The organism is Thalassobellus sediminis (assembly GCF_044386045.1).
In the GTDB taxonomy this organism is placed as follows: Bacteria; Bacteroidota; Bacteroidia; order Flavobacteriales; family Flavobacteriaceae; genus Thalassobellus; species Thalassobellus sediminis.
The window spans coordinates 953465-978618 of record NZ_JBISCD010000040.1 but is presented as its reverse complement, the minus strand read 5'-3'; the positions used below and the strand labels follow the sequence as shown (position 1 = coordinate 978618).

At 31.2% G+C, this 25154-nt stretch carries 21 protein-coding genes; 10 read left to right on the top strand and 11 right to left on the bottom strand.

Annotated features, from left to right (window positions below):
• The first annotated feature begins 4 nt into the window (after positions 1-4).
• The 4 genes from ACH5TW_RS10830 to ACH5TW_RS10815 are packed head-to-tail and all read left to right on the top strand — an operon-like array spanning position 5 to position 2850.
• Positions 5-430: an ATP-dependent zinc protease family protein gene (locus ACH5TW_RS10830; protein WP_439336520.1), complete on the top strand. Its 426-nt coding sequence runs from the start codon at positions 5-7 to the stop codon at positions 428-430.
• Positions 427-1308 (top strand): 30S ribosomal protein S6--L-glutamate ligase, encoded by an 882-nt coding sequence (rimK, locus tag ACH5TW_RS10825; protein ID WP_439336519.1) that lies wholly within the window; start codon positions 427-429, stop codon positions 1306-1308. The genes ACH5TW_RS10830 and rimK overlap by 4 nt, the downstream gene beginning before the upstream one ends.
• On the top strand, positions 1309-2283 hold the full coding sequence (locus tag ACH5TW_RS10820) for a succinylglutamate desuccinylase/aspartoacylase family protein (RefSeq protein WP_439336518.1): 975 nt from the start codon (positions 1309-1311) through the stop codon (positions 2281-2283). It begins immediately after the preceding gene.
• A gap of 3 nt (positions 2284-2286) precedes the next feature.
• Entirely contained in the window at positions 2287-2850 is a 564-nt protein-coding gene (locus ACH5TW_RS10815) for a 5-formyltetrahydrofolate cyclo-ligase (RefSeq protein WP_439336517.1), read from the top strand.
• Here ACH5TW_RS10815 and ACH5TW_RS10810 read toward each other — a convergent pair.
• From ACH5TW_RS10810 to panC, 10 genes are all read right to left on the bottom strand, one after another.
• The gene (locus ACH5TW_RS10810; protein WP_439336516.1) at positions 2847-4733 is read right to left on the bottom strand and encodes a hypothetical protein; all 1887 of its coding nucleotides are present in this window, start codon (positions 4731-4733) and stop codon (positions 2847-2849) included. The two genes, ACH5TW_RS10815 and ACH5TW_RS10810, sit on opposite strands and share 4 nt — an antisense overlap.
• 81 nt (positions 4734-4814) lie before the next feature.
• Complete coding sequence (locus ACH5TW_RS10805) at positions 4815-5435, bottom strand: lipoprotein signal peptidase (protein ID WP_439336515.1); 621 nt, start codon at positions 5433-5435, stop codon at positions 4815-4817.
• A gap of 57 nt (positions 5436-5492) precedes the next feature.
• Positions 5493-5870, bottom strand: a complete 378-nt coding sequence (locus ACH5TW_RS10800; protein WP_439336514.1) for a TraR/DksA family transcriptional regulator — start codon at positions 5868-5870, stop codon at positions 5493-5495.
• A 6-nt stretch (positions 5871-5876) separates the two neighbouring features.
• Entirely contained in the window at positions 5877-9284 is a 3408-nt protein-coding gene (gene ileS, locus ACH5TW_RS10795; protein WP_439336513.1) for an isoleucine--tRNA ligase, read from the bottom strand.
• 130 nt (positions 9285-9414) lie between these two features.
• A complete protein-coding gene (locus ACH5TW_RS10790) occupies positions 9415-9999 on the bottom strand; it encodes a hypothetical protein (protein ID WP_439336512.1) in 585 nt (194 codons plus the stop codon).
• A gap of 5 nt (positions 10000-10004) precedes the next feature.
• Positions 10005-11363, bottom strand: a complete 1359-nt coding sequence (radA, locus tag ACH5TW_RS10785) for a DNA repair protein RadA (RefSeq protein WP_439336511.1) — start codon at positions 11361-11363, stop codon at positions 10005-10007.
• A complete protein-coding gene (locus ACH5TW_RS10780; RefSeq protein WP_439336510.1) occupies positions 11363-12514 on the bottom strand; it encodes an alpha/beta hydrolase in 1152 nt (383 codons plus the stop codon). Before ACH5TW_RS10780 ends, radA begins: the two co-directional genes overlap by 1 nt.
• A 68-nt stretch (positions 12515-12582) precedes the next feature.
• On the bottom strand, positions 12583-13536 hold the full coding sequence (locus tag ACH5TW_RS10775) for a lysylphosphatidylglycerol synthase transmembrane domain-containing protein (RefSeq protein WP_439336509.1): 954 nt from the start codon (positions 13534-13536) through the stop codon (positions 12583-12585).
• Positions 13537-13540: 4 nt separating this feature from the next.
• Complete coding sequence (gene panD / locus ACH5TW_RS10770) at positions 13541-13891, bottom strand: aspartate 1-decarboxylase (protein WP_439336508.1); 351 nt, start codon at positions 13889-13891, stop codon at positions 13541-13543.
• Between the two features lie 13 nt (positions 13892-13904).
• A complete protein-coding gene (panC, locus tag ACH5TW_RS10765) occupies positions 13905-14756 on the bottom strand; it encodes a pantoate--beta-alanine ligase (protein ID WP_439336507.1) in 852 nt (283 codons plus the stop codon).
• 203 nt (positions 14757-14959) lie between these two features.
• On the opposite strand from panC, the gene ACH5TW_RS10760 reads away from it, so the two are divergent.
• The 6 genes from ACH5TW_RS10760 (at position 14960) to ACH5TW_RS10735 (ending at position 24525) form a co-directional block, all read left to right on the top strand.
• Positions 14960-15769 carry a glycogen/starch synthase gene (locus tag ACH5TW_RS10760; RefSeq protein WP_439336506.1) on the top strand — a complete coding sequence of 270 codons (810 nt, stop codon included), beginning with the start codon at positions 14960-14962 and terminating at the stop codon, positions 15767-15769.
• A 25-nt stretch (positions 15770-15794) separates the two neighbouring features.
• Positions 15795-17420, top strand: coding sequence for a BamH family beta-barrel-assembly machinery protein (gene bamH / locus ACH5TW_RS10755; RefSeq protein ID WP_439336505.1), 1626 nt, complete (start codon positions 15795-15797; stop codon positions 17418-17420).
• A gap of 156 nt (positions 17421-17576) precedes the next feature.
• Positions 17577-19430, top strand: coding sequence for a glutamine--fructose-6-phosphate transaminase (isomerizing) (gene glmS, locus ACH5TW_RS10750; RefSeq protein WP_439336504.1), 1854 nt, complete (start codon positions 17577-17579; stop codon positions 19428-19430).
• Between the two features lie 206 nt (positions 19431-19636).
• Entirely contained in the window at positions 19637-22456 is a 2820-nt protein-coding gene (locus tag ACH5TW_RS10745; RefSeq protein WP_439336503.1) for a TonB-dependent receptor, read from the top strand.
• Between the two features lie 182 nt (positions 22457-22638).
• Positions 22639-24147, top strand: coding sequence for a F0F1 ATP synthase subunit beta (gene atpD, locus ACH5TW_RS10740; RefSeq protein WP_439336502.1), 1509 nt, complete (start codon positions 22639-22641; stop codon positions 24145-24147).
• Positions 24148-24246: 99 nt separating this feature from the next.
• On the top strand, positions 24247-24525 hold the full coding sequence (locus ACH5TW_RS10735) for a F0F1 ATP synthase subunit delta/epsilon (RefSeq protein ID WP_439336501.1): 279 nt from the start codon (positions 24247-24249) through the stop codon (positions 24523-24525).
• Between the two features lie 54 nt (positions 24526-24579).
• Here the strand turns inward: ACH5TW_RS10735 and ACH5TW_RS10730 are convergent, their stop codons facing one another.
• Positions 24580-25020 carry a LexA family protein gene (locus ACH5TW_RS10730; RefSeq protein ID WP_439336500.1) on the bottom strand — a complete coding sequence of 147 codons (441 nt, stop codon included), beginning with the start codon at positions 25018-25020 and terminating at the stop codon, positions 24580-24582.
• Positions 25021-25154: the final 134 nt, after the last annotated feature.

Sequence of the window (25154 nt, the reverse complement as noted above, 5' to 3'; positions counted from 1 at the left end):
TAAAATGAATAAAAAAATTATCGGACGTATTGATATTGTTGACTTTCCTAAATTAGGGCTATTCAATATTGATGTGAAAATTGATACAGGTGCCTATACATCTGCCATTCATTGTTCTAAAATTATTGAAGAAAACAATAGTTTAACATGTATTTTTAATAGTGACGACCATAAAAACTTTGGAAAAACAGAAATTATTTTCGACACCTTTTCACGTACCAACGTAAAAAGCAGTAATGGTTTTAAAGAAAATAGATATAAAGTTAAATCTGAGGTCATATTTTTTGGAAAAACATATAAGATTAACTTAACTTTAAGCACTAGAGAGGACATGAAATTTCCGGTATTAATTGGTAGACAATTTTTAAAAAGAAAATTTATGGTTGATGTAGACTTGGAAAACATTTCTTTTTACAAAAAAGCACAATGAATATAGTAATCCTATCAAGAAATTCAAACCTATACTCAACTGAAAGATTGGTTGAAGAAGGTGAAAAAAGAGGTCACAAAGTAGAGGTTATAGACCCATTAAAATGTGATATTATTATAGAAAAAGAAAAACCTACCATTTATTACAAAGACAGGTATCTAGATTATGTGGATGCTATTATTCCTAGAATTGGAGCCTCAGTAACCTTTTATGGTTGCGCTGTAGTGCGCCAATTTGAAATGATGGGTGTTTTTACCATAGTAACATCTGATGCCATTCAGCGTTCAAGAGATAAACTACGCAGTTTACAACGCTTAAGTAAAGCAGGAATAGGCATGCCTAAAACGGTTTTCACCAATTACTCTAGAGATGTTGAAGAGGTTATAGAACATGTTGGAGGTACCCCAGTAATTATTAAATTGTTAGAAGGCACTCAAGGTTTAGGTGTTGTTTTGGCCGAAACAAAAAACGCAGCAGAATCGGTTCTTGAAGCTTTTAATGGCTTACAAGCCAGAGTAATTGTGCAAGAATTTATAAAAGAAGCTGGCGGCGCAGATTTAAGAGCACTAGTTGTTGATGGTCAAGTTGTAGGAGCTATGAAACGCCAAGGAAAAGAAGGTGAATTTCGTTCTAATTTACACCGCGGTGGGTCGGCTAATATTATAAAACTAAATCATGACGAATTAAAATTAGCAATGAATGCTGCTAAAGCTTTAAAACTCCCTGTTTGCGGTGTAGACATGTTACAATCTTCTCGAGGCCCTTTACTTTTAGAAGTAAATTCTACCCCAGGATTAGAAGGTATTGAAGCTGCTACAGGACGAAATATTGCAAAAAGCATTATTCATTATATTGAAAAAAATAGCCATAAAAAATAAATGACTCTACCAAATACTAACATTTTAAATATTTTAAACACAAAAATATACCCTGGCGAAAGCAAAGAAGTTAATTTTGATGTGGCCAATTTACACACATCAACACCTGTAAACATTCCTATTATTGTTGAACGTGCCAAAAAACCAGGTCCCATTGTACTATTTACAGCTGGTATTCATGGTGACGAGGTAAATGGTGTAGAAATTGTTAGAAAATTAGTAGCTAATGGCATAAACAAACCAAAATGCGGTACCATTATTTGTATGCCCGTTATTAATGTTTTCGGATTTATAAATTTAAAGCGTGAGTTTCCAGATGGTAGAGATTTAAATCGTGTTTTCCCTGGCACTAACAATGGCTCTTTAGCAAGTAGAGTTGCTTACAAATTAATAAACGAAGTACTTCCTTATGTAGATTATATTATGGATTTTCATACCGGTGGTGCTGGTCGTTTTAATGCTCCACAAATACGCATTACAAATGGAGATTCTCAACTTAATAATTTAGCTAAAACCTTTGGCGCTCCTTTTGTTTTATATTCTAAAAACATATCGAAATCATTTAGACATACCTGCTTTAAATTAGGTAAATCTATGCTTCTTTTTGAAGGTGGAAAATCTTTTCATATAGATGAAAATGTAACAACTGCAGGCGTTAACGGCGCTAAACGCATTTTAAAGCATTTAGATATGCTAAATACTAAATTTAAAGTATCTAAACCTAAAAAAGAAACCGTTTTTATTGAAGAAAGCAAATGGCAACGGGCTAAATACTCAGGCATGTTTAGAGCAAAAACACCTATTGGTAAGCATGTTGAAAAAAGGGAAGTTTTAGGAAATATTACAGATCCTTATGGTAAGTTTAATTACGAAGTAAAAGCTCCAAACTCGGGCTACATCATCAATGTAAATGAAGCGCCTATTGTGTATCAAGGTGATGCTTTATTTCATATTTCAACTAAACTTGAAGCTTAGATTATGACGAAATCTGAACTACGAAAAACATATAAAACACTTCGTAATAATTTATCAGAAAATGATATTGATGAGTTTAGTTTAGCCATTGCCAATCAACTTTTAAAACTTCCTATTTGGGAGCATACATTCTATCATATTTTTTTAGCTATAGAAGAACAAAAAGAAGTTAACACCGATTATATTTTAAATATTCTTTCGGGTAAAGACAAAAATATCCTGATTTCTAAAAGTGATTTTGAATCAGGAAACATGACTCATTTTCTTTTAACTGATAACACCGCTATTAAGAAAAATAAATACAATATTCCTGAACCTGTTGATGGCATAGAAATTTCAAATGATAAAATTGATGTTGTTTTTATTCCGCTTTTAGCTTTTGACAAACAAGGAAATCGTGTGGGTTACGGTAAAGGTTTTTATGATCGTTTTTTATCCAATTGCAAACCCAAAACTATAAAAATAGGGTTATCTTTTTTTGAAGCTGAAACTGAAATTAATGATGTTTATGAAAGTGATGTTAAATTAGATTGTTGTGTTACGCCTGAGTTGGTTTATGAGTTTTAATTTTTACAGGTTTCGCAGTATGTTTTCCTAAGATATTCAGTCGCTAGTAACTGAAAAGTCACTCCTCCTTTTTCAATGGAATTAAATAGTTTGCAGTACCTCTCTTTATTCATGTTAATTGCATTAAACATTATAGTTCTATAACTAGAATCATACATTAAACCACTATCTATTATTGTTAAATTCAAATAATAAAACAATAAATCTTCATTAATATCTATACTCCTTGCTTCATCTTCTAAAAGCTTTATTGACAAATCTGTATTTGCATAATAACTAAAAAACTGTGCTAAACTTAAATAATCATAATCAGAAAACGGAAATTTATCATAGTTGTTATTTATATATGTAATCGATTTATCTTTGTTTACATAATCTTTTGATTTCATTAAATTTTCTGCTTTTATAATATGAAAATTTACCATCATTCTCGAAATAAGAGAACTATGAATACCATAGCTTTTTAAAACATTTATTTGTTTTTCTAACTTTGTTTCATTTATTTCTAGGGAGTTATGCCTCCATAACTTCAGTTTAATTACTACTATATTATACTTTACTTCTCTATTTTCAGGCACTAGTTTTTCTAACTCCAATAATTCATTATAAACAATTAAAGATTGCCTCTCATTTAGCATATATCTATAAGCAGAATTCTTATTAAATATCTTAACGAATTTTTCCTGTTTTGGAATATCCATTTTCCTCAATATATCTGGAGACACTTCCTTTGCTTTTAATTTCTCAAAAATAGAATTCTGAATTTCCTTTGCTTCTTCTATATATTCCAAATTTATAGCCTCATTAAACTTTTTTAACAACAAATCTGAAGTGACGCTTTTATACCTATCCTTCTTTTCTAATTCTAATTCTACAACAGCCTTTCTATGATTATTTAAAATAGGCTCCATTTTTTTTGAAAGATCTCCTACTAACTTTTCTTTAATTTGATTTTTATTTAAAATTAGTAAATTTTCATATTCAGTTTCTTTTATATCATTTAAAAATTCCACCCAATTCTCAGAAGAAGAAATACTTGTTTTTATAGTTGGTTTTTGAAATTTTTGTAACGCTGCAACAATACTATTAGCTCGTTGTTCTTGTAATTCTATATTTCTATCTAAATGTCCTTCTACAGATGAATACGCTTTAATATTTATAGCTTTAATATTAAAATCGGTTAATCGTAAAGAATCGTAAATAGGCTTAATATCTTCTTGAGAATAATTAGATTTATTCTTTTCAAAAGGGATTTTAAACTTTAATATTTTGTTTCTAATTAGATAACTTTCTTCTGCAGAAGTTTTTATTTCTTTTGGATTATATGTTAAAGAATCTAAATACATGCCCATATCCAGTAAATCCCATGAATAATTCTCTAAATCATATAACCAATAATATTTACATAAATTTTTATTACTTAAAAACAAAATATTGTATTCTAATTCTTCGCTAACAATACCCTCTGGAACACTTCCTACATAAACTCTAAAAAAAGAATCTCCGCTTGATTTTAATTCTTTTTTTAATTCCTCCCTATATATTGGTTTAAGAAGAAAACCTCTTATTTGAGAATCTGCTACAGTTTCATAAGCGCAATCGTATATACTTTTAGGAACAATATCTATCGCTATACCATCTCCAGCATTCTTAAACAATAAATCAAACCAATTTTTATCATTTATCTGAAAGTACAAATCATTCTTTTCTCTTTTAATAGAAAACCTAACCTCTTTAGGTTTTTGTTCAAATATCTCTATACATTGCTGACACTTTTTGTCTCTATCATTTCCTGGAAAAGTAATATCGTAGGTATTTTGAGCGCTAACACTATTTGAAATGAATGTATAGAATAAGACAAGAAGCAAATATTTACTTTTCATTAATTGAGGGTTTTTATATATAAAGATAACGAACACCTTTAAGAATAGAAAAATACTTACTTAAAAGTTTGAAAAATATACTTAATTCTTAGAAAATGCCTTCTTATTAAATACAATAAGCATTATAAAACCAGTACTTATAGCCATATCGGCAATATTAAAAACAGGTTCGAAAAAGTTAAAACGTTTACCACCATAAAAAGGTACCCACTGCGGTAAATCTACTTCAAATAAAGGAAAATAAAGCATGTCTACAACGCGACCGTGTAATAATGAATCGTATCCGCCTGCATCTGGTAAAAACGTTGCAATTTGGCTATAACTTTCATCAAATAAAACACCATAAAAAACAGAATCGACAATATTACCTAAAGCTCCTGCAAATATTAGAGCGATTGCTATTACCAATATTTTTGACCCTTGTTTTCTGGTTGTATCGTATAACCAATAGCCAATACCAAATATAGCAACGACTCTAAACAACGTTAAGGCTACTTTGGCAGTTCTATCGGAGATAAAAGAGACAAAATCACTAATTTTTGTTCCCCAAGCCATTCCATCGTTTTCTATAAAATATATTTTAAACCAACTAAAAACGGCAACACTTTGATGAAGTGAAAAATGGGTTTTAATATATATTTTACTAACCTGATCGATAAGCAAAATAAGAATGATTAAGAAAACAGATTTTTTTAGTGACATATAAAAAATAAAAACGCCTCAATATATGAGACGTTTTAATATATAATTAAAATAAAATTATTGTATGTTTTTTGCTTCAATACTTAAAGTAGCATGAGGCACTAACTTTAAACGTTCAGCATTTATTAGCTTACCTGTAACACGACATATACCATAGGTCTTGTTTTCTATTCTAATTAAAGCATTTTTTAAATCGCGAATAAATTTTTCTTGACGAATAGCTAATTGCGCATTAGATTCTTTACTCATAACAGCACTTCCTTCATCAAAAGCTTTAAATGTTGGAGAAGTATCTTCTGTACCATTATTATAGTCATTCATATACGCACTTTTAATAAGCTCTAAATCATGTTGTGCTTTTTCTATTTTTTCTAAAATTAGCGCTTTAAATTCTGCTAAATGTTCATCTGAATATCTTACGTTAGCTTCTCCCATAATTTTTTAATGTTTTTGAATATACAATTTGGTATTTACATCATCAAAAGCAATTTCTATACCGTTCTCTAATTTATCTTTTATTTCAAGGTTATCTGTTAATGTTTCCGATTTTATATAAGCTATATTATCATCTACTGCACTTGTAACATATTCATCTTTTTGAAGCAATACATCTATTCTATCAGTTACTTCAAACCCGGAATCTTTACGTAAATTTTGAATACGATTTATTAATTCTCTCGCAATACCTTCTTTTCGTAAATCATCACTAATGGTTACATCTAAAGCTACTGTTATAGCTCCTTCGTTTGCAACCAACCAGCCTTCAATATCTTGCGATGTAATTTCTAAATCTGTGCGTTCTAAAGTAATCTTTTTTCCATTAACTTCAACATCCAAATTTCCAATTTTTTCTATTTTGTTAATATCTTCTGCTGTAAAGTTAATTACTACAGCTGCAATGGCTTTCATGTCCTTACCGAAACGTGGTCCTAAAGCTTTAAAATTAGGTTTTATTTGTTTTACTAATATATCTGAAGCATCTTCTAAAAGCTCTACTTCTTTTACATTTACTTCATGCTTTATTAAATCTGAAACCGCTAAAATCTCTTCCTTTTGTTGTTCATTATCAATTGGAATCATGATTTTTTGAAGTGGCTGGCGCACTTTTATCTTTTCTTTAGCTCTTAACGAGAGTACTAAAGACGATATTGTTTGTGCACTTTCCATTTTTCGCTCTAAAGACTTATTTATAAAACCAACATTTACCTTTGGAAACTCAGCCAAATGTACACTTTCAAATTGTTCAGTTTGTGTCGTTTTTGTTAAATCTAAGTAAAGTTTATCCATAAAGAAAGGCGCAATTGGTGCTCCTAACTTAGCAATAGTTAACATACACGTGTAAAGTGTTTGGTATGCCGAAATTTTATCTTGTTGGTAATCACCTTTCCAGAAACGTCTTCTACTTAAACGCACAAACCAGTTACTTACATAATCTTGAGTAAAGTCTGAAATAGCACGAGCTGCCTTTGTTGGTTCATAATCGGCATAATATTCATCTACTTGTTGAATAAGCGTATGTAATTCTGAAAGAATCCAACGATCTATTTCAGGTCTTTCATCTAAAGGAATATCTGCTTCACTATAAGTAAACCCATCAAGATTTGCATATAGATTAAAGAATGAATAGGTATTATATAGTGTGCCGAAAAACTTACGTTTTACTTCTTCAATACCTTCTAAATCAAATTTTAAATTATCCCAAGGATTCGCATTAGAAATCATGTACCAACGTGTAGCATCGGCACCATAATTTCCTAAAGTTTCAAAAGGATCGACCGCATTACCTAAACGCTTAGACATTTTTTGTCCGTTTTTATCTAACACCAATCCGTTAGACACCACATTTTTATAGGCTACAGAATCGAAAACCATCGTTCCAATAGCATGAAGCGTATAGAACCATCCTCGTGTTTGATCGACACCTTCTGCAATAAAATCGGCTGGGTATGATTTTTTATCATCAATTAACTCCTTATTTTCAAAGGGATAATGCCATTGTGCATAAGGCATAGAACCAGAATCGAACCAAACATCAATTAAATCGCTTTCGCGGAACATTTTCTGTCCCGTTGGTGATACTAAAACAACCTCATCAACAATATTTTTGTGCAAATCGATTTTTGCATAGTTTTCTTCAGAATTATTTCCAACTTCAAAATCGGCAAAAATATCTTCAGATAAAACGCCTGCTGAAACCGCTTTTGCCATTTCATTTTTCAACTCTTCAACCGAACCAATACAAATTTCTTCTTTACCATCTTCTGTTCTCCATATTGGAAGTGGAATTCCCCAATAACGAGAACGCGATAAATTCCAATCGTTAGCATTTGCTAACCAGTTACCAAAACGCCCTGTTCCTGTTGATTTTGGTTTCCAATTAATAGATGTATTTAACTCATGCATTCTTCCTTTAACATCTGTAATTTTAATAAACCATGAGTCTAACGGATAGTATAAAATTGGTTTATCTGTACGCCAACAATGCGGGTAGTTATGCTTATATTTTTCTACCTTAAAGGCTTTATTTTCTTCTTTTAATTTAATAGCTAACTCAACGTCTATTGATCGTTCTGGAGCTTCTCCATCTGGATAATACTCATTTTTTACATATTTCCCTGCTAACTCTTTCATTTCTGGTCTAAAACGACCTTGTAAATCTACAAGAGGCACTAAATTATCATTTTCGTCTTTTACTAAAAGTGGTGGGACTTCTGGTACTGCTTGTTTTGCAACTAGCGCATCATCTGCTCCAAAAGTGGGTGCTGTATGTACAATTCCTGTACCATCTTCTGTTGTTACAAAATCTCCTGAAATAACTCTAAAAGCATTTTCTGGATTATCATTTGGCAACGCGTATGGTAATAATTGTTCGTATTTTATCCCAACTAAATCTATTCCTTTAAACTCTTTTACTATATAAAACGGGATTTTCTTGTCACCGTCTTTATAGTTTAATAATTCTGATTTTGTTTCAACTTGTACATTATTTTTTCCAGCAAACTGTTTTCCTACTAAAGGCTTTCCTAAAATAACCTTAATAGGTTTAAAAGTATATTGGTTATACGTTTCTACTAACACATAATCAATTTTTGGTCCAACCGTTAACGCGGTGTTACTTGGTAAGGTCCATGGTGTAGTAGTCCAAGCCATAAAGTGAATATCACCTTCATTTTGTAAAAAGTCAGGCAATGTGTTTTCTAAAGCTTTAAACTGAGCTACAATAGTAGTATCGGTAACATCTTGATAAGCCCCAGGTTGGTTAACCTCATGCGAGCTTAAACCAGTTCCTGCTTTTGGTGAATAAGGCTGAATAGTATAGCCTTTATACATTAATTTTTTAGTATAAATCTCTTTTAACAACCACCATACACTTTCCATGTATTTAGGCTTATAAGTAATATATGGGTCTTCCATATCTACCCAGTACCCCATTTTTTGAGTCAAATCATTCCATACATCGGTATAACGCATTACTGCTTTACGGCAAGCTGCATTATAATCTTCGACAGAAATGGTTTTACCAATATCTTCTTTAGTAATACCTAATTCTTTTTCTACACCTAACTCAATAGGTAACCCATGGGTATCCCAACCAGCTTTACGCTTTACTTGGAAGCCTTTCATGGTTTTATAACGCGGAAAAATATCTTTAATAGCACGTGCTAAAACGTGGTGCACACCAGGTAATCCGTTTGCAGAAGGTGGACCTTCAAAAAACACAAATGGTTTATTGCCTTCTCTGGTAGATACACTTTTTTCAAAAATGTTATTTTCTTGCCAATAGTTTAAGATTTCATCTGCAACATTTGGTAAGTCAAGTCCTTTATATTCAGGAAATTTCGCGCTCATTTACTATATATTCTTATAAGGATGCGAATTTAAGGAATTTTGTGAAAAAAGATGCTAAAAATCTGAATGAAGTAAATAATCCTTAATTCTATATAAAACCACAGTTACTTCTATCAAGATAACCTAAAAGTTAGTCTAACATTTCATCATCACAATCGTTATAATAATATAAAAGTTCAATTACATTACTTTTTCTAAATTTTTCATTTTTAACCTTAGTAACCAATGAAGGACAGTCTATAAAATATTCCTCTGCAGCATTTTTATAAAATTCATAATTAAATTTAATTACTTCTGTTTCTTCTGGTCTTTTAAAATAAATTTTCTTCTTTTTGAAATCAAAACTATTTAAATCAAATCCCGTTTTCAATGGTATCGGGACATATAATGTTGCTATATGCGAATCTATATAAATATTTACATGACCTTCTTCTATAACTTCAAGTAAAAGAGGCCAGTTTTTTTTTGAATTTTCATAATGATATTCAAATTTCACCTTGGTCTGAAAACCATAAAATGTTATTCCCTTAACCATTAAATCCGTCCAAGTATCTGCTTTATTTTCTAAAGATGTTCTAAACTTAATTTTATAATTTGATACTATAGATCCAAACCCATCAATTTGAGTTCCATCATGAAAAAAAATTCGGGCTTCTTGATCTTGACCAAAAACATGCCCCATTACAAATAAGAAAATAATTATATTCTTTATCATAAACACTAAACAATTAAATCTACCAAATCTTCAATTTTAGAAATCAATTTAATTTTAATAGTAGTATTTTTTAAAGAAATCTTATTGTATTTAGATACAAAAATAGTTGAAAACCCTAATTTTTCAGCTTCAAGGATACGCTGCTCTACACGTTGTACAGGACGAATTTCTCCAGACAAACCAACCTCGGCTGCAAAGCAAAAATCTTTTTGCAAAGCTACATCTTCATTAGAAGATAAAATGGAAGCAACTACCGCTAAATCTATAGCAGGATCATCAACAGTAATACCACCTGTTATATTTAAAAATACATCTTTTGCTCCTAAACGAAAGCCTGCACGTTTTTCTAAAACAGCTAAAAGCATATTTAAACGTTTGGCATTAAATCCTGTGGCACTTCTTTGAGGCGTTCCATAAACTGCTGTACTAACTAATGCTTGTACTTCAATCATTAATGGGCGCATACCTTCAAGAGTTGCTGCTACAGCATTTCCTGATAATTCCTCATCTTTCTTAGAAATTAAAATTTCTGACGGATTAGAAACTTCACGTAAACCAGAACCTTGCATTTCATAAATTCCTAACTCGTTTGTAGAACCAAATCGGTTTTTATTAGCTCTTAAAATTCTGAATACATGATTACGATCGCCTTCAAATTGCAAAACAGTATCTACCATATGTTCTAAAATTTTAGGACCTGCAATATTTCCATCCTTAGTAATATGACCAATTAATAAAACGGGCGTAGCGGTTTCTTTAGCAAATTTTATAAGCTCTGTAGTGCATTCTTTTATTTGAGATATACTTCCAGAAGACGACTCTATATAATCACTATGTAGGGTCTGAATAGAATCTATAATAACAATATCAGGCTCTAAAGCTTCTATTTGTTTAAAAATATTCTGAGTTTTCGTTTCTGTAAGAATATAACAGTTGTTATTTTCCGGATTAATACGTTCTGCACGCATTTTTATTTGTTTCTGACTTTCTTCACCAGAAACATACAATGTTTTATAGGGTAATTTTAATGAAATTTGAAGCAACAAAGTACTCTTTCCTATACCAGGTTCTCCTCCCAAAAGCGTTAATGACCCTGGAACAATACCGCCACCTAAAACGCGATTAAATTCCCCATCAAAAGTATCTAGTCGAGCTTCTTTTGAAGCATCAATATCTTTAATTCGCAATGGAACAGATGCTCTTTTAGCGACTGAATTAGGTGTTTTCCAATCGCTTTTTTCTGGCTTTTGAATAACCTCTTCTACAACCGTATTCCATTCTTTACAAGCATTACATTGCCCTTGCCATTTAGCATATTGCGTTCCACAGTTTTGACAGAAAAAAGTAGTTTTTATTTTAGCCATTAATACCCGAAATCTGCTTTAATTAAATCTGCTTTTTCTAACATTAAATCTTTTGTAAGTCCTGCAATTTCTTTTAATGTATAAGCTGATTGGTAGGTGCGCATCGCTTTTTTAGTCTCACCAGTTTCTTCATAAAAACGAGCTAAATAATAGCTTCCTAAAAGAGTTTCTGGGTAAGACTTTCTCGCCATTTTACCTAACTCTTCATAATATTCAAAACTTTCGTTTTTTTCAATAGCTGCTGAAATAGCTTTATAATCGTTAATTAAGATTTGTTTGTCTATACCGAACAAATCTTTAATAGCTTGATACTTTTCTTGAAGATAAACAACTGGTGATATTTCTAACTCAAGTATGGTTTCTTTATACTCCTTTTTACTAATTGGCTGAAAAACCTTAAATATACCTTCTATAGCATTTGGTATGGCATGTGTTGGAACCGAATAATGTGAAGCCCCTTGAAAACTATCGAAATCATAATATAAATTTTTGTTTTCGATAATAGAAATATCGGTATTTAAAACACCTGTCATTTTTTTAATAGAAGACGCATCATTATTTGTATTAGCCAAGTAATAAAATGTTTTTGAGTCTATCTTTGCTAATACTTCTGGAATATAATCAATCATACTTGGTGCTAATTCTGGACTAACGACAATATAACCTTGAAATAAAGGTTGTGGTTTTAATAAAAAGTAATTGATAAAGTTTGCTGTTTCTCCATGACCAACTGCTACTCTAAAACCAACAGTTCTATATTTATTTTCTATATAAGGAATGAGTTCCATGCCTATAAACTCAAAAAAGGCTGCGCCAGATTCAATAGGTAATGAATTTTGCTCAGAATACATACAATCATCATAACGCTTATCAAACTGATTAACACCAACAACAATAGCTTCTGGCATATCCTCCCAATAACTATAATAATCTACATTTCCAGAAACCGCTTCAAATAAATAGTCGCCATCAAAGACTATAAAAATAGGATAGCTTTTTTCTTCATTTGCTGTATAGCCTCTAGGGAGTTGAATTTTTAATTCGCGTGTATCACCTAATTTTAAAGACTCTATGGTTTCGTATTTAACTTGTGCTTCGATAAACGGAGAAATAAAAAATAGAAATAAAAAGAAAAGAATGGTATGCTTCATTACAAATTGATTTGAGATTTAATAGCAGCAAGGTATGAAATAAAGAGAAACTAAAAAATGTGTTTGCTCTACTTTTTTCTATTATAAATTGGCAAATAAATAAGTGATAGTCCTCCAAAAACAATAATCATAAGCGTTTGTGATGCCCACATAATCCAACCAAAAGCAATACTCGGTTCTTCAGCTATTCCAAAAATTGAAAAGGCCGCATAAATAGCTAATGGATAAGAGCCAATACCACCATTAGTTGCAGCTATACTAAAACTTGCAGAAATGAAGCCTATTAAAATAGCACCTGCTGAAACCCCTTCTAAATCTTCTACAGCAAAAGACGTTACATAAAACATAAGCAAATACATAGCCCAAATAAAAAGGGTGTGAAATATATAAGCCCATTTTTTTTTCATCTTAAAAACACTTAGAGCACCTTCAATTAAACCAATAACGAACCCTCTAATTTTTAAAGCTATTTTTGAATTACTATTTTTTATAAACCTTGTAAAAAACAGTAATAAAACCGATCCTAAAGCTAGGACTATTATAATTTTAGTAGGATTAAATTTTTGAATTAAAAAACCATAAATAAAATCGAATTGAAGAAAAAGAGTCATTGTAATAATCCCTAACATAACAATTAAATCTGCTATTCGCTCTGCTACTATAGTTCCGAACCCTTTCTCAAAAGGCACATCCTCATAATTTGTAAGTATGGATGCTCTGGCAACTTCACCTGCTCTAGGAATGGTGTAATTTATTAAATAGGTAGCAAAAACAGCCATAACACTATTTCCAAACTTAATACTATACCCCATAGGTTCTAATTGAAAACGCCAGCGATAAGCTCGTGACAAATGACTTAACAGTCCTAAAAACATACCCAAAACCACCCAAGTGTAATCGGCTTTTTTAGCATAAACTAACAATTCTTCTATAGAAACTTTTGATAGAGAATACCAGACTAAAAAAACTCCCAATAATAATGGGAGTGAAATTTTAAGTATGTTTTTCGCCTTTTTATTCAAAAGCCTATTTTAATAAGTTTGTAGCTTCATCTGGAAATACTAAAGAAGGTTTAAAAACCTTAGCTTCTTCAATATCCATAAAAGCATAAGTAATTAAAATTAAGGTATCTCCTACCGAAACTCTTCTAGCTGCAGCTCCATTAAGAGTTATTTCCCCACTTTTCCTTGGTCCTGGAATACAATACGTTTCTAAACGTTCTCCATTATCGTTATTTACAATTTGAACTTTTTCGCCTTGTATAATATTGGCCGCTTCCATTAAATCTTCATCAATAGTAATACTACCAATATAGTTTAGCTCTGCACCGGTACACTTAACTCTGTGAATTTTAGATTTTACTACTTGTATTTGCATGTGGCAAAGATAATTAATTTAAAGCGATATTATCTATAAGTCTAATATCACCTGCATAGACAGCTATAAATGCTCTATACGTTTTCTTGTTAGATTTTCTTTTAACTGGTTTTAAGGTTTCGGTATCTGCAATAATAAAATACTCTAATTTTAATAAATCGTGTTTTGCAAACTGATTTTCAACCCATTTCACTACTTTATTAGCACTATTTGTGCCAAATTTACTTTTGGCACTTGTTAAAGTTTTATAAATAAATGGTGCAGCTTCTTTATATTCTGGTTTTAACCTTGTGTTACGAGAACTCATTGCTAAACCATTTGTTTCTCTATGTATTTTACAACCAACTACAACTAAGGGAAGATGGTGTTTTTCAACTAATTTTCTAATAATTTGTAGTTGCTGAAAATCTTTCTCGCCAAAATAAGCATTATCTGGTTTTACAATTTCAAAAAGACGTTTTACAATCGTTCCAACACCGTCAAAATGTCCATCACGAAACCTGCCCTCCATTTCAAACTCTAAACCATCAAAATCAAACGACTCAGACACTGTATTTCCTTCATAAACATCATCAACAGTAGGTGCATAAACCAAAATAGCATCTTTACTTACTGTTTTTAGTAACTCTACATCGCTATCTAATGTTCTTGGATATTTTTTTAGGTCTTCTTTATTATCAAATTGTGTGGGATTAACAAAAATACTAACAACAACTCTATCGTTTTTTTCAAAGGCTCTTTTAACTAATTCTAAATGACCATCATGCAATGCTCCCATAGTAGGAACTAATCCTACAGTTAGTTTTTTAGACTTTAAAGCATCTAAAGCTACTGTAATTTGCTGTTTTTCTGAGTATACTTCCACTTTTTAATAAAAATTTAACGGGTGCAAACTTAAGATTTTACAGTGAAACTGCATAAATTTTTGTACTTTTGCGTGTTTTTTATTTTCATTTTTTCAAAAGGGAACAAAAATTGCGTAATAAAATTATATATAATTTCTTCTTAATTAAAGAATAAATTATCATCCATTACAACAATCATTATTAAGTCAACAAAAACAAACATATGAAAGATAAGAGGATATTATATGTATCATCTGAAGTAGTGCCTTATTTACCTGAAACCGAAATTTCTTCAATGTCTTTTGAAGCACCTAGATTAGTAAATCAACAAGGTGGACAAATTCGAATTTTCATGCCTCGATATGGCAATATTAACGAAAGAAGACATCAATTACACGAAGTTATAAGGTTATCTGGAATAAACTTAGTTATTAACGACTTAGATATGCCACTTATAATTAAAGTAGCCTCTATACCTAAAGAGCGTATTCAGGTTTATTTTATTGATAATGAAGAATACTTTAAAAGAAAAGCTACATTAACAGATGAAGCTGGGAAACTATTTTCTGATAATGATGAACGTGCTATTTTCTTTGCAAAGGGTGTTATTGAAACTGTAAAAAAATTAAACTGGGCGCCAGATGTTATTCATGTACATGGCTGGTTAGCATCTTTATTGCCAGTTTACTTAAAAGAATATTATAAAGATGAACCTTTATTTAACGAAAGCAAAATTGTTACTTCTGTCTACAATCAAAGTTTTAACAATACTTTAAATAAAGATATGATCAATAAAGTTAAATTTGACAATATTAATGAAGACGCTATTAGCGTGCTTGAAGAGCCGTCATTTAACAACTTAATGAAAGTAGCTATTGATTACTCTGATGCATTAATAATAGGGTCTGAAGATATTACAGATGATTTAAATGATTATTTAAAAGCATCAAACAAACCTATTTTAGAGTACAAAAGCAAAGATGAATTTGGAGAAGCATATACCAACTTTTTTAATACAGAAGTTTTAAGCTAAACCTGCATATTCATTATTTTTATATATGAAAAAGACAATTAAAGCCCTTAAATTACCTTTTACTTTTATTTTAATTCTTATTTCTTTTATTGCTTGTGATAAAGATTTTAGCATTATTGAAAGTGATGTTTTAGGTAAAGAAAATTCTAATTTTTTAACAGACAGCGTTTATTTACCTATTTCTGTTTATAACAAAAAACTAGATTCATTACAAATTAATGGATTAGCTTCTAACCTCTTAGGATTTTTTAATGATCCAGCTTATGGAAAAACTACAGCTAATATTGTAGCTCAAATTACGCCTACAACAAATAATCCAGATTTTGGTGAAAAAACAAAAATTGATTCTGTGGTATTAACTATTCCATATTTTAGTAAAACAATAACAGATTCTACGTATACAATTAATGATTCCTTGTATGGTAATTCTCCAATTAAATTATCTATTTATAAAAATGATTATTTCTTAAGAGATTTTGATCCAAACTCGGCCCTAGGAACATCTCAAAAATATTATTTAAAATCTGATGGAACTGTTTTAAATGGTATTTCTGTTATTAATTTTGAAGATCAAAAAAGTGATTTAATATATGAAGATTTAGATTTCACTCCTAGTAACAAAAGAATCAGTTTAAAAACTACTGATAGTGATGGAAATACTACAACTACATATTCTACTCCTGCTTTAAGAACAAAATTAGATACTCTTTTTTGGAGAAATACAATAATAAATAAACAAGATGACCCTGTATTAAGTAATGCTAGTAATTTTAATAATTACTTTAGAGGTTTATACTTCAAAGCAGAAGCTATTGAAGGAAAAGGTAATATGGTTCTATTAAACCTCGCATCAACAGGTGCTAATATTATTATTTATTACTCGAAGGATTCTTCAGTTGCTGGTGAAAGAACATTATCAACATATCAACTCAATTTTACTGGAAATAAACTTAATATTTATAATAATGATTACAGTTTAGTAACATTACAAAATGGAAATAAAGTTTCTGGAGACGAAAAACTTTATTTAAAAGGTACAGCAGGCTCTATGGCTATTGTAAATTTATTTAAAGACCAAAATGCTTTTGATACTTTTATAAACAATTTTAGAATACCTGATGGTAATGGAAATTTTATTAAAGAAAATAATACAGGTAATTATAAACTTAAAAGACTTATAAATGATGCACAAATAGTTATTTATGAAGATGAAAATATAAATATTGGCTCATATAGCAATGAATTTCATAAATACGACCGTATATACGCATACGATATTAAAAACAATGAACCTACCATTGACTATCAAATAGATCCTACAGAAAACACTCAATCTCCTATTTCTTCTAAAATAATAAGTTTAAGTCAAAGAGATACTATTTTAGGAAAATATAAAATACGTCTAACAGAACATTTAAATAATATATTACTTAGAGATTCTACTAATACAAAGATTGGATTAGTATTATCTAATAATGTAAATTACATAAATAATGCTGAAATTTTAAATAGCAATGATGATGTAACAGGTATTCCTGCGGCAGCTATAATTAGTCCAAGAGGAACCATTTTATATGGTAGCAATGAAAACGTCCCTGAAAATAAACGATTGAAATTAAAAATATTTTATACAGAACCTAAAGACAATTAGTTCTACTGGTTTTTCTTTTTTAACTTAATTGTTAATAGTTGTAAAAATGAATTTCATCGTATAAAGCAAGGACTTTATATAATAATTATTAATCATTAATATTTATTTTACATATTTGCTCTAAATTTTTGAACCCCAAAATCTAAATTAAAAATTATGTGTGGAATTGTTGGATACATTGGATATAGAGAAGCTTACCCAATTATAATAGAAGGACTTAAACGTTTAGAATATAGAGGTTATGATAGTGCTGGTATTGCATTATTTGATGGTGCTAACCTTAAAGTATCTAAAACAAAAGGTAAAGTAGTCGATTTAGAAGAACGCTCTGATAAAGAAATAACAAAAACTGGTAAAGTAGGCATTGGCCATACGCGTTGGGCAACTCACGGAGTACCTAATGATGTTAACTCTCACCCTCACCTTTCAAACTCTGGTGAACTTGTAATTATACATAATGGTATTATTGAAAATTACGATTCGCTTAAACAAGAATTAATATCCAGAGGATATATTTTTCATTCTGATACAGATACAGAAGTCTTAATAAACTTAATTGAAGACGTAAAAAAACAAGAAAATGTAAAACTTGGTCAAGCAGTTCAAATTGCATTAAACCAAGTAATTGGTGCTTATGCAATTGCTGTTTTTGATAAAAACAAACCAGAAGAAGTTGTTGTTGCTCGTCTAGGAAGCCCATTAGCAATAGGAATTGGTGAAAATGAAGATGAATTTTTTATTGCAAGTGATGCCTCACCTTTTTTAGAATATACTAAAAATGCCGTTTATTTAGAAGATGAAGAAATGGCAGTTATTAGATTTCATAAAGGCATAAAAATAAGAAAAATTAAAGACGATTCTTTAGTTCCTACCTATGTACAGAAATTACAATTAAATTTAGAGCAAATAGAAAAAGGTGGGTATGATCATTTCATGTTAAAAGAAATTCATGAACAACCAAAAGCTATAACTGATACATACAGAGGAAGATTATTAAGAAACGAAGCTATAATAAAAATGGCTGGTGTTGAAGATAACATGAAAAAATTCCTCAATGCAAACCGCATTATTATTGTTGCTTGCGGAACTTCATGGCATGCAGGCTTAGTTGCTGAATACATTTTTGAAGATTTAGCAAGAATTCCTGTAGAAGTAGAATATGCTTCGGAGTTTAGGTATAGAAATCCAATTATAACAGAAAACGATGTTGTTATAGCTATTTCGCAATCTGGTGAAACGGCTGACACACTTGCTGCCATTAAATTAGCAAAATCTAAAGGTGCTTTTGTTTTTGGTGTTTGTAATGTAGTTGGCTCTTCTATTGCTAGAGAATCTAATGCTGGTGCTTACACACATGCAGGACCAGAAATAGGTGTCGCATCAACTAAAGCATTTACAACTCAAATTACAGTCTTAACACTAATAGCTTTAAGGTTAGCTAGAGCTAAAGGCACTATTAGTAGTTCTGATTTCCGTCAGCATTTACTAGAATTAGAAATGATTCCTAAAAAAGTGGAAAAAGCTTTAGAATCAGATTCAATCATTAAACAAGTTGCCGATATTTATAAAGATTCAACCAACTGTTTATATCTTGGTAGAGGATTTAATTTTCCAGTTGCTCTAGAAGGCGCTTTAAAATTAAAAGAGATTTCATACATCCATGCCGAAGGTTACCCTGCTGCAGAAATGAAACATGGCCCTATTGCTTTAATTGATGAAAACATGCCTATTGTTGTTATCGCAACAAAAAAAGGACATTATGAAAAAGTAGTTAGTAATATTCAAGAAATCAAATCTAGAAAAGGGAAGATAATTGGTATTGTAACAGAAGGTGATGTACAAGTAAAAGAACTAGCAGATCATGTTATAGAAATACCTGAGACATTAGAATCTTTATCGCCACTATTAACTACTATTCCTCTACAATTATTATCGTATCATATTGCTGTTTTACTAAATAAAAATGTTGATCAACCAAGAAATTTAGCAAAATCAGTAACGGTAGAATAAATTTACTATCGTAAATTTATTAAAACATATTAAGGCTTAAATGTGATAAAATCTCATATTTAAGTCTTTTTTTTGCTAAAAACATAATAAAACACATTTTTTTTTGTTAAAATATACTATGCGTGCATAATTTTTTTATACTTTTATGCTTGAGTAATATTTTATATACATATATTGCTACCATAAAATTAACTAATTCAAAATAGATGAAAACAATTTTTCAATTTTTATTGTTGTTTTTTTGTACGATATCTTTCTCACAAACAACAATTACTGGTTCTGTTTTAGATGATAACAGCCAGCCCATTCCTGGAACTAACATAATCATTGTTGGAACTTCTACAGGAACAGTAACAGATTTTGATGGCAATTTCTCCTTAAGTTATAATCAAAATCCACCTTTCGAAGTACAAGCAAGTAGTGTTGGCTTTAAATCTATGACCATTGAAGTTACTAGTAATAACCAAGTATTAAATTTTGTACTTAATGAAGGAACTTCTTTAGATGAAATTGTAATTTCAGCTTCAAGAACTCCAGAAAGCGTGAGAGAGTCTCCTGTTACCATTGAAAGATTTGACATTAAAGATATAAAATTCGCTTCCTCTCCAGACTTTTATTCTAGTTTAGAGAATTTAAAAGGAGTAGATGTAAATAAAGGAAGTTTAACATTTAACGCTGTTAATACTCGTGGATTTGCAACGTTTGCTAATACACGTTTTGTTCAACTAGTTGATGGTATGGATAATTCTCTTCCTGGATTAAATTTTGCTTTAGGAAATATTCTAGGACTTAGTGAACTCGACATAAATAGTGTAGAAATATTACCTGGAGCTTCTTCAGCATTATATGGAGCAAATGCTTTTAATGGTATTCTATTCATGACTAGTAAAGACCCATTTAAACACCAAGGAGTAAGTGCTTATGTAAAAACAGGATTAACAGTACAGGATGAAGCTGGTGATAATCAATTTCATGATTTTGGATTTCGTGCGGCACATGCATTTAGTGATAAATTTGCTGCAAAAGCATCATTTTCATACTTAAGAGGTACAGATTGGTTTGCATCAGATAACAATCAATATGAATTAGGAGCCGTTGGAACAGCAGATGCCATAACCCCTTTTAGATCAGACCCTGCACATGACGGATTAAATATATATGGAGATGAAGTAGCTTTGGCCGCAAACGGACCTGGTCAACCACAAAACCTTAATGAAGTTGCTCAATTTTTAGAAGCTAATGGAATTTTACCACCAGGAGCAAGTGGATTAGTTCCTGCTGTAAATGTAGCAAGAACAGGATATAAAGAATCTGATTTAACCGATTATAAAGCTGAAAGCATAAAAGCATACTTTACCTTAAACTACAGACCTTTTGGGAATAATACAGAAGTTATTTGGAGCTCAAAAATAGGAAAAGGCTCATCAATATACCAAGGATCAAATAGATATGCTATAAAAGATTTCGCTTTACAACAACACAAATTAGAATTTAGAGGCGATAATTTTTTCCTTAGAGGCTATACAACCATAGAAAATGCTGGAAACTCATATGATATGCGTTTTACAGGAATTAATATGAATAAAGTTGGTGCTTCAGAATGGTTTGGTGCTTATGCAGCGGCTTATGCACAAGGTGCTGGACAAATATTAGGTGGCGGTGGAAACCCAGGTGACCCTGCAGCTCAGTCTCAATTGCACTCGGGTGCAAGAGCTTTTGCAGATGCCAATTATACGCCACAACCAGGAACTCCTGAATTTATTTCATTATTTAATAAAGTTACAAATGATCCAGATATAACTACAGGATCTAAACTTGTAGATGAATCAAAAATGGATATAGTAGATGGAAATTACAACTTTAAAGATATACTAAATAATGTTGTAGACTTACAAATAGGTGGTCAATATAGACAATATTCATTAAATTCTAGTGGAAGTGTATTTACAGATTATGATGGTTCAATCGATTATCATGAATACGGGACCTACTTACAAGGTATTAAAAAATTGATGGACGACCGATTAAAAATTACGGCTTCTATTAGATATGATAAAAATGAGTTTTTTGATGGCAGCTATTCACCAAGACTTTCTTTAGTTTATGCAGCTGGGAAAAACAAACAACATAATTTTAGAGCGTCTTTACAAACAGGTTTTAGAAACCCAGACACTCAAGCACTATTTATTGGTTTTGATGTGGGTAGAGCTATACTAGTAGGTTCTGCTCCAGATAATTTAGATAGAAGGTTACCAAATACTACTTTAACAGGAAGAGATGCTTACTCAAATGCTTACACATTATCATCAGTACAAGCATTTGCAGCTAGTGGAGGAACAACCTCTTTAAACCCTGTAAATGGTAATGGTATTACACCTCTTGCTGAACAAGAAAAAGTTACAGCATTTGATGTTGGATACCGTGGTAAAATAAGCTTTGTAACCGTTGATCTTAATGCCTATTATAATACTTATGATAACTTTAGTGCTCAAAAATTTGTAGTTACGCCAAAATCTGGTTCAGTAACAGATGCATCAGGGGTTGTTGATGTTGCAACAGGAAATTTTCAAGTATTTAATGTATATACTAATTCATCAGCAGACGTTAGTTCTTATGGAGGAGTTATTGGTTTATCAACAAAAATTGCTAAAAAGTTTGATTTTGGATTAAACTATACATATTCAAAATTAGATTTTGATCAATCAACTGATCCAGATTTTAGTGCAGGATTTAATACCCCAGAACATAAAGTAAAAGTATCTTTAGGGAATCCTGAATTATTTAAAAATTTCGGATTCAATATTAATGCACGTTGGAGTGATGAATATTTTTGGCAAGCAACCATAGCCAATGCCATCATCCCTTCAAGAACATTAGTTGATGCTCAAATTAATTATTCCGTACCTTCCATGAAATCTACATTTAAAATTGGAGGAACTAATTTAGGAGGAAAAGAATATCAAAGTGCTGTTGGATCTCCTTTTATCGGTTCTCAATATTTTATTTCATGGACAATTAATAATTAATTGATTGACGAAAAAATTATAACATAAATTATACTTTTAAAACACCTTCAATTAGAAGGTGTTTTTTTATTCCAAAAAACCTATAAAACAACTTTTATTTTAAATTAAAAAATATATCTTTGCACGCGAAAACTTAAACTGTTTTCACACAATTAAATCGCATAATATTAAACATATAAGTAATGTCTAAAGTTACAGGTAAAGTTGCACAAATAGTAGGTCCGGTTATCGACGTTGAATTCGGAGCAGGATCAGAACTTCCAAAAATTTACGATTCATTAGAAATAAAAAGACCTGATGGTTCTTTATTAGTTCTAGAAGTACAATCTCACATTGGAGAAGATACAGTACGTACTATTGCTATGGATTCTTCGGATGGTTTAAGTAGAGGAACAGAAGTTACTGCAACTGGAGCGCCTATACAAATGCCAATTGGTGGAGATGTTTACGGACGTTTATTTAATGTAATTGGAGATGCTATTGATGGTCTTGGAGATTTACCTAAAGCTGGAGAAGCTGGGTTACCAATTCACCGTCAAGCACCTAAATTTGAAGATTTATCAACTTCTACTGAAGTTTTATTTACAGGTATTAAAGTAATCGATTTAATTGAGCCTTATGCAAAAGGTGGTAAAATTGGTTTATTTGGTGGTGCTGGTGTAGGTAAAACAGTATTAATTCAAGAGTTGATTAACAATATAGCAAAAGGTCACGGTGGACTTTCAGTATTTGCTGGAGTTGGAGAAAGAACTCGTGAAGGAAATGACCTTTTAAGAGAGATGTTAGAATCTGGAATTATCAAATACGGTGATGACTTTATGCATTCTATGGAAGAAGGCGGATGGGATTTATCTAAAGTTGATAAAGCTGGAATGAAAGAATCTAAAGCAACTTTCGTATTCGGACAAATGAATGAGCCTCCTGGAGCACGTGCACGTGTTGCCTTATCTGGTTTAACTATTGCTGAATATTTCCGTGATGGAGCTGGTGAAGGACAAGGGAAAGATGTACTTTTCTTCGTAGATAACATTTTCCGTTTTACTCAAGCTGGATCTGAGGTATCTGCATTACTTGGTCGTATGCCTTCTGCGGTAGGTTACCAACCAACATTAGCAACAGAGATGGGTGCGATGCAAGAACGTATTACTTCAACTAAAAGAGGTTCTATTACATCTGTACAAGCGGTTTACGTACCTGCGGATGATTTAACCGATCCTGCTCCTGCTACAACCTTTGCTCACTTAGATGCAACAACAGTATTATCTCGTAAAATTGCTGAGTTAGGTATTTACCCTGCGGTAGATCCTTTAGATTCTACATCAAGAATTTTAACTGCTGATATTTTAGGAGAAGAGCATTATGCTTGTGCTCAAAGAGTAAAAGAGTTATTACAACGTTATAAAGAATTACAAGATATTATTGCTATCCTTGGTATGGAAGAATTATCTGAAGAAGATAAATTAGCTGTAGGTAGAGCTAGACGTGTTCAACGTTTCTTATCTCAACCTTTCCACGTGGCAGAACAATTTACAGGTATTCCAGGTGTATTAGTAGATATTAAAGAAACTATTAAAGGTTTTAACATGATTATGGATGGTGAATTAGATCGCTTACCAGAAGCAGCGTTTAACCTTAAAGGAACTATTGAAGAAGCTATTGAAGCTGGAGATAAAATGTTAGCTGAGGCATAGCCAAAACTAATACTGAACTTGTTTCAGTATCTCACAAAAGTCAATTAAACATTAAAAAAGACCCTGAAATAAATTCAGGGTAGTTAAACAAGTTTAACTATGTATTTAGAAATTGTATCACCTGAAGCAACCCTATTTAGTGGAGAAGTAACTAGTATTTCTGCTCCTGGAGTAAATGGTGAATTTGAAATGCTTAAAAATCACGCTCCTATTGTTTCTTTATTGAAAGAAGGGTTTGTGAAAATTTCAGGTAGTATCGAATTAGAAAAAGAAGTTGAAGATAAATTTACTAAAGGAGACAAAGGCACTACTTTATTAAAAATAAATTCAGGAACTTTAGAAATGAAAGATAATAAGGTTATTGTTTTAGCCGATTAAACTTTTATTTTAAAATATATTAAAAACGCGAAGCATATGCTTCGCGTTTTTTGTTTATACCTTCTTAATGACGTTGGTAACAATACCCCAAATTAAAAAGTTATTGTCTTCTGTAATATGAATTATGGGATAGTCTGGGTTTTCTGGTTGCAACCATACCTCGCCGTTAGAAACTCTTAAGCGCTTTACCGTAAACTCGCCATCTAAAAAACAAACAGCTATTTTATTATTTGAAGGTTCTAAACTTCTATCTATTACTAATAAATCGTTATCATCTAATCCTGCACCAATCATAGATTGTCCACTTACTTTTGCATAAAAGGTAGCCTCTTTGTTTTTTACTAATTCTTCATCTAACGATAACCGTTGTTCTTTAAAATCTTCAGCTGGCGATGGAAATCCTGCAGAAATACCTGCATCGAAAAAATGAGCTGAAGCGCCGTCGACTGCTTCTGGGGTGAAAAATGTTAAACTTCCTGATTTATGTGCTATCATTTTATTCTTTATTACTGCTGTTTGTATTAGTCTCCATTTTTCGTTAGGGATTGAACGGTTTGTTTGAGCTCCTCGCAGAGAGCGAGTAGTGAAAGCCCGACCTGTTCCTGAACTAAATTCAGGATAAAGGTAAC